This window comes from aff. Roholtiella sp. LEGE 12411 (genome assembly GCF_015206995.1).
In the GTDB taxonomy this organism is placed as follows: Bacteria; Cyanobacteriota; Cyanobacteriia; order Cyanobacteriales; family Nostocaceae; genus Komarekiella.
In genome coordinates this window covers 1-5,447 of the sequence record NZ_JADEXR010000246.1, presented here as the reverse complement: position 1 = coordinate 5,447, position 5,447 = coordinate 1, and the positions used below count along the sequence as shown (strand labels likewise).

The following is a 5,447-nucleotide window of genomic DNA, read 5'->3' as shown; positions in this document are numbered from 1 at the left end:
GGGGTATTGGTTAAGGATTAGGCATGGGGAATGGGGCATGGGGAAAGCGATATGAGAGAACGCAAATCAAATGGCATTAGAGATTAAAAATATTATCTTGTCAGCCTCAAAGCATCCGCGACCTTGAAAAAATATGTAGTGTGTCTGGGGAAAATAATAATACAATAATGATAATCATAGAAAGGGTGGGCGATCGCTTTTAAAAGGAGATGGTTAATATTATTAATGCAGCAATTTAGGACAGAAATCATGTCTTATGAATTCGATCATAGGCGTAGCTTGTCGTAGACATCGTTATTCAATGTCCAATGTGTGCATCAACTCATAACCGCAAGAACGACAAAAAATGTGGTAAACAAAATCACATATATGTTAACGGTGAAGGTGAGCAACAGGAGATAAGATCGAACTCAGCACCAAGATATCTTAACTGTCCGCTTCACCGCAGTGTTGGGCTACTGTAATCGCCTCATGATAAAAGCCTCTTCACAGAAACTGAAACATCTGTGAATGCTAGTGGTGTAATAATTCCTTCCCCAATAGTATGTTCTTCAAGGTATTTACCATCTTGAGGGTTCCTTAACACGATCATCTGCTTGGTAGATAAGTCTAGAACCCAATATTCCTGAATCATAGCCGTTGCATAAATCGCAGCCTTGATATCTAAGTCTTTTTTTAAGCTTGTCTTAGCAACTTCCACAATCCAGAAGATATCTTGAGGAGCAGGATGGCGATCGCTGTAGGATGATTCTGGAAGTCGAACAATTGCAATATCAGGTTCGGGTTCCGAGTCGGATAGTGTAATCGGCCCATTGAAACGAATATCAGCTTTACCTGAGAGCAACTCTTCTAAATATTTTGCACCTCGTTTTGCTGTAGTATAATGAATTGGGGTTTCTGGACTCATCTCAACAATTTCGCCTGCTAGCAATTCCACATGACGACCACGCAAAATGCCCGCCTCAACCATGCGATGATAGTCGTCTATAGACCATTTAGCCAACGTCTTCATAGCAGAACTGCTCACATTCTTGTGATAGACCTAGTTCAATTTTATAGTTGCTTGACTCAGAAGCACCCAATCTTTTGAGCTTAATGCCAACATAAACGGCTCCTATGGTCGAAGGTGTCTAGCATCTAGTATGGGCTATCGCGCCCTCTCTGACCAGATTTATTGACCCTGCTACAGTTCCCAAGCGCTAGTCTTCTATGTAAAATCCTGTACAGACAGACGATCTTATCTTAATTTATGGTAAACAAAATCACATATGTATTAACGACCCGCTTCACCCGCTGCAACTAACTTCTCGTAGTCAACCAATCAATTCTCAACGGTCGGGTGCAAGCAGATTGTTATACCGTGTTATTACGAGGATTTAGCATATTTATAGATTTAATCATTTTTTAGCAAATTTAGTGCAAATACAAAAGGAATTTTTGGTATTGAGAAATTGTTTGTATTAAATTGAACTACGATTAATACTCTTTCATTTTGTGTTTTTGGAAAAACAATCTCACAAGGGACACCTTCAAGTTTTTCTGTCTCAAACGTTATCTCAGCATCAAACTTTAAATTCTTTTCTTCCACAATGTTTTAACTAGATCAATCTTCGACACTGAGTATTCTAATAGCAGCTTTGGAATACTGCCGTACTGTTAATTCTAACGATCCTGATTGAACGCTGTTCAATTTCGTTTGTTGGTCAATTCCTCACTCACGCGCATTCATGAGCCAGCGCAACAGACGGGTTTCTCGTCCCAGGCGACTGGCGTCCCACACTCCTAAAAGTGAGATGTGGGACTTCTACTAAATTAGTTAAAATTTTACTGAGATTGGACGATCGCTCATCAAATATTAATACTGTTGGGAATGCGAGAGGGCAATAAATATGGATACTCAATCTCGGTATCCACCACACGTAGCTGATTGCGTGTCTTGATTTTGCTTTCAATCTCCAATAATTCATTTTGGAACTGTTTGAGGATTTGGCGATCGCCTTGATCAACAAACTGAATGAGCTCGGAACTACCTAGTTGTCCCCAGTAAATTCCACTCAGGGAAAAAGTTAATTGCATCTGTCCCAAATCTTGCTTAGTTGGAGGTAGCAATTCTTCAAGGGTGGTTGGTGTGTCTGGTCGGGTGTAGAGTGCTAGCGGGGCGTTGGGTACATAAGTAACATAATCAAATTGGCTGAAGTTGACTGCTGCGTGTTGAGGGCCACAGGTAAAGATGATTACAGTAGCAATATCTATGAGTTGTTGCAAACTGGCGATTTCACCAAACCCAGGCATCCGGGGATAAGAGGGCAATTCTTGAGGTTCCAGTCCAGCAGCAATCACCCATTCTTTAGGTAGCCAGTCCGGCGCTTGGGGAAACTCTGATTTGAGACGTGAGTCTAAGGGTGCTCCTAATTCTGTCGCCCAGGCTCTTAGATAAGGGTCTTGCTGTACTGCCTGGTCGCTTGGATAGTAACGTTGTAAATAGCGAGTCGTGTAGTTGGCGATCGCTTCCCATAGCAATAAGGCATCATCTCGGTAAGGGAATTCTGAGATCAATTCAGATTCTATTCCCCGGCGTTTGATGTCATTTAACAGAGAGTATTCCGCGAAAGAGCGTTGGCGATAAGCTCGGTTAATCAACCCCAAAGATGCCTCTCTAGTGGGAGCCATCAACTTACCGATAGCACCTTCCTCGCCGAGCAAGACTGTATTACCCCGCGTATTAATTGCTAGTAAAAACTGAAAGTGGGGATACAGTAACCGATAAAGAGGATGGTTACTAGGTAACTGTCGGGGAGTGGCGATCGCAAACGCCTCCATTGCTAGATGGGTGTAGCAAAGATGGGTAATCAGTTCGTGATGTGTGACATCGGCTGTTTGCACGTAGAGTTTTGCCCGCATCCAGTCGTCTGCATTCCCGCCGCTGATTGCAGGAGTCACAATTTTCCCTTTTTCCACCTGGATTAGTACTGGTTCTAACCCTTGCTCAGAGCGGTAAAATAACGCTACAGGACTCCCCACATAGCGTCCCGGCTGTAAATCTGTGACTTTCAAGTCTTGTAACAGAGGATAATCGGCAACAAATAAACGATTTTCGACTACTGAGTGTGTTAGGTCGATTGTCCTACCATCTGCCAATTGGTAAGGCTGAGTTGCCCAAGCTTGTAAAATTGGTTGTTCAGCTGATTGAACTCGACGGATCACATTTGGGTTTTGTCCAGCCAATCGTTGACGAGCAAACTCGCGATCGCTCAAACCACCATCCCGTTGATAAATTTGGTTCGCTACTGGGTAGGGTCGCCCGCTTTGTTCTAAAGCTTGAAAAAATTGCGATCGCTGCTGCTCGTTCTTAGCCGTAACAGAAATATAACTCTGTGTATTTACTACCTCAGCTGCTTTGGTTGCTGCTATAAGTCTCTGTCCCATTGTCCGCCGTTTCCGAACAAAACTGACGTTAAACTGTTCATTCGGTGGCAAATTGAAATTAAACCATCCTGATTGAAAAATCTCCAAATCTACCAGCAAAATAGAAATTCGCAACCAGTTTTCATCTAGGGACTGGATTGCATTTTCCACCTCTGTTAATAGCAGACTCCAAGGTTGCGATAGCTGTCCATGATTTAGTTGATTTTTACGCAGTTTTGTCAACAGATAGCGCAACACGCCATCTTCCCCTGTATAGGGAAAAATCCGTGCAGGCCCCTTTTGATCTAGACCAGTTGGATCGTAGCGATAGTAACCTTGTTGCTCAGTAGTATTTACATGTAACACCATAACTTGCTCCTGTTGCAATGGTAAGAAATGTAAGCTGAATAATCAAACCGCAAAGGAACCCCAGTAGAATTGTGCGCCTTAGTAAGGTGCAGACACTCCACGCCTATGCTTCTATATAATTAGCGATCATAACTATTTAACTTGCTGCTATTGTCTTACCAAAATTTAAGTAAAAAATCACAAAAAATGCTGCGTAAATTTGCTAATCGTAATCAGTTAATAGCCTATCTCTGCCAAGAATTCCCAGATGCAGCAAAACGCGATGACCATATCAGCGAAACTGTGGGGGGACGTAAAGCTGCTGAGCAAGCACTACAAAAAGTAGACTCAGCAAACTATGGTAAAACAAGAAACTTATTAACAGGTGCAGTCACGCGACTTTCGCCTTATATTCGCTATGGGGTTTTGAGCTTGCGAGAAATTCGGGACTATGTACTTGAGCATGTACAGCATCCAGATGATGCCACTAAACTAATTAACGAATTGGGCTGGCGCGACTACTGGCAAAAGTTATATGTCAAGCTAGGCAGTGGCATTTGGCAAGACCAAGAGGAATACAAAACTGGTTACACACCAACAGATTACACAGCAGATTTACCACAAGATATTAAAGAAAGCACCACAGGATTAGTTTGCATCGACAGCTTTAGTCGTGACTTACGGGAAACTGGCTACTTACATAACCATAAGCGGATGTGGCTAGCGGCTTACATTATCCATTGGCGGCGCATCCGTTGGCAAGCAGGAGCCAAGTGGTTTCTTGAACATCTTTTAGATGGTGATCCAGCTAGCAATAATATGTCATGGCAGTGGGTTGCCAGCACCTTTAGCCAAAAACCATATTTTTTCAACCGCGAGAACTTAGAACGCTACAGTAAAGGCGTTTATTGTCGTCAGTGTCCCCTTTACGGTCATTGTGAGTTTGAAGGTAGCTATGAAGAATTAGAACAGCGACTTTTTCCCAATGGGGAATTTTCTAAACAACCCAATAGCCAAAGTTGGCAGCGCCCAAATAAAGGTAAAAGTTGATACTCACCGCTCGTTCCGAGACGGGGATTCTTAAGACCAAATTAATGTGGGTATTATCGAGTATTTCTGCATAATCCGCTTGTGGGTGCCACTGGTACATTTTTAAATCAGCAGCTACAGCTTCATTGAGGACGTAGCTGCGATCGCATCTAGTGCAAGCTTCCGATAACTATAATCCAAAATGTGATGAATAAACCAATTGTTTGGGTGCATGGAGACTGTCTAAGTCCATACAACCCCGCATTACAAAAATACCCCGATGCTCCAGCTATTTGGGTTTGGGATGATGTTTTGATAGAAGAATGGCAACTGAGTCTTAAACGCCTTACATTTATCTATGAATGCTTGCTAGAGTTACCTGTTGTCATCCACCGTGGCGATGTGGCGCAAGAAATTTTAGCCTTTGCTAAGGAACATGATGCTAACTTAGTTGTGACAACAACAAGTCCCAGCCCTAAATTTAATCATATCTGCAATGAAATTGCGCCTTCTTTAGCCGTAGAAGTATTAGAGATAGAACCATTTTTTGAGTACGACGGCTACATCGACCTTAAGCGGTTCTCGCGTTATTGGAAAGTGGCTCAAAAGTATGTTTTTGAATAATCTGCTTAACTCACAAGGGAATGGGGCATGGGGAATGGGGC

Annotated in this window: 5 protein-coding genes; 2 read left to right on the top strand and 3 right to left on the bottom strand. The window is 42.7% G+C overall.

The annotated features are described in order from the left end of the window. Nucleotides 1-469: 469 nt before the first annotated feature. The 3 genes from IQ246_RS28620 to IQ246_RS28610 all read right to left on the bottom strand — a co-directional run bounded on the left by IQ246_RS28620 (nucleotide 470) and on the right by IQ246_RS28610 (nucleotide 3,774). The gene (locus IQ246_RS28620) at nucleotides 470-1,012 is read right to left on the bottom strand and encodes a Uma2 family endonuclease (protein ID WP_194006672.1); all 543 of its coding nucleotides are present in this window, start codon (nucleotides 1,010-1,012) and stop codon (nucleotides 470-472) included. A 381-nt stretch (nucleotides 1,013-1,393) separates the two neighbouring features. Next, nucleotides 1,394-1,588: a hypothetical protein gene (locus IQ246_RS28615; protein WP_194006671.1), complete on the bottom strand. Its 195-nt coding sequence runs from the start codon at nucleotides 1,586-1,588 to the stop codon at nucleotides 1,394-1,396. A 260-nt stretch (nucleotides 1,589-1,848) separates the two neighbouring features. After that, a complete protein-coding gene (locus IQ246_RS28610) occupies nucleotides 1,849-3,774 on the bottom strand; it encodes a lipoxygenase family protein (RefSeq protein ID WP_194006670.1) in 1,926 nt (641 codons plus the stop codon). A gap of 186 nt (nucleotides 3,775-3,960) precedes the next feature. Between IQ246_RS28610 and IQ246_RS28605 the strand changes: the two genes are divergently transcribed. Together IQ246_RS28605 and IQ246_RS28600 are read left to right on the top strand one after the other, a co-directional pair. After that, nucleotides 3,961-4,803 carry an FAD-binding domain-containing protein gene (locus tag IQ246_RS28605; RefSeq protein WP_194006669.1) on the top strand — a complete coding sequence of 281 codons (843 nt, stop codon included), beginning with the start codon at nucleotides 3,961-3,963 and terminating at the stop codon, nucleotides 4,801-4,803. Nucleotides 4,804-4,989: 186 nt separating this feature from the next. Then, nucleotides 4,990-5,406: a hypothetical protein gene (locus tag IQ246_RS28600; protein ID WP_194006668.1), complete on the top strand. Its 417-nt coding sequence runs from the start codon at nucleotides 4,990-4,992 to the stop codon at nucleotides 5,404-5,406. Nucleotides 5,407-5,447: the final 41 nt, after the last annotated feature.

Bases quoted from the DNA above. Each gene is read 5' to 3' on its own strand.
- IQ246_RS28600 (WP_194006668.1), top strand. From the start codon at position 4,990: ATGAATAAACCAATTGTTTGGGTGCATGGAGACTGTCTAAGTCCATAC.
- IQ246_RS28620 (WP_194006672.1), bottom strand. From the start codon at position 1,012: ATGAAGACGTTGGCTAAATGGTCTATAGACGACTATCATCGCATGGTT.
- IQ246_RS28610 (WP_194006670.1), bottom strand. From the start codon at position 3,774: ATGGTGTTACATGTAAATACTACTGAGCAACAAGGTTACTATCGCTAC.
- IQ246_RS28605 (WP_194006669.1), top strand. From the start codon at position 3,961: ATGCTGCGTAAATTTGCTAATCGTAATCAGTTAATAGCCTATCTCTGC.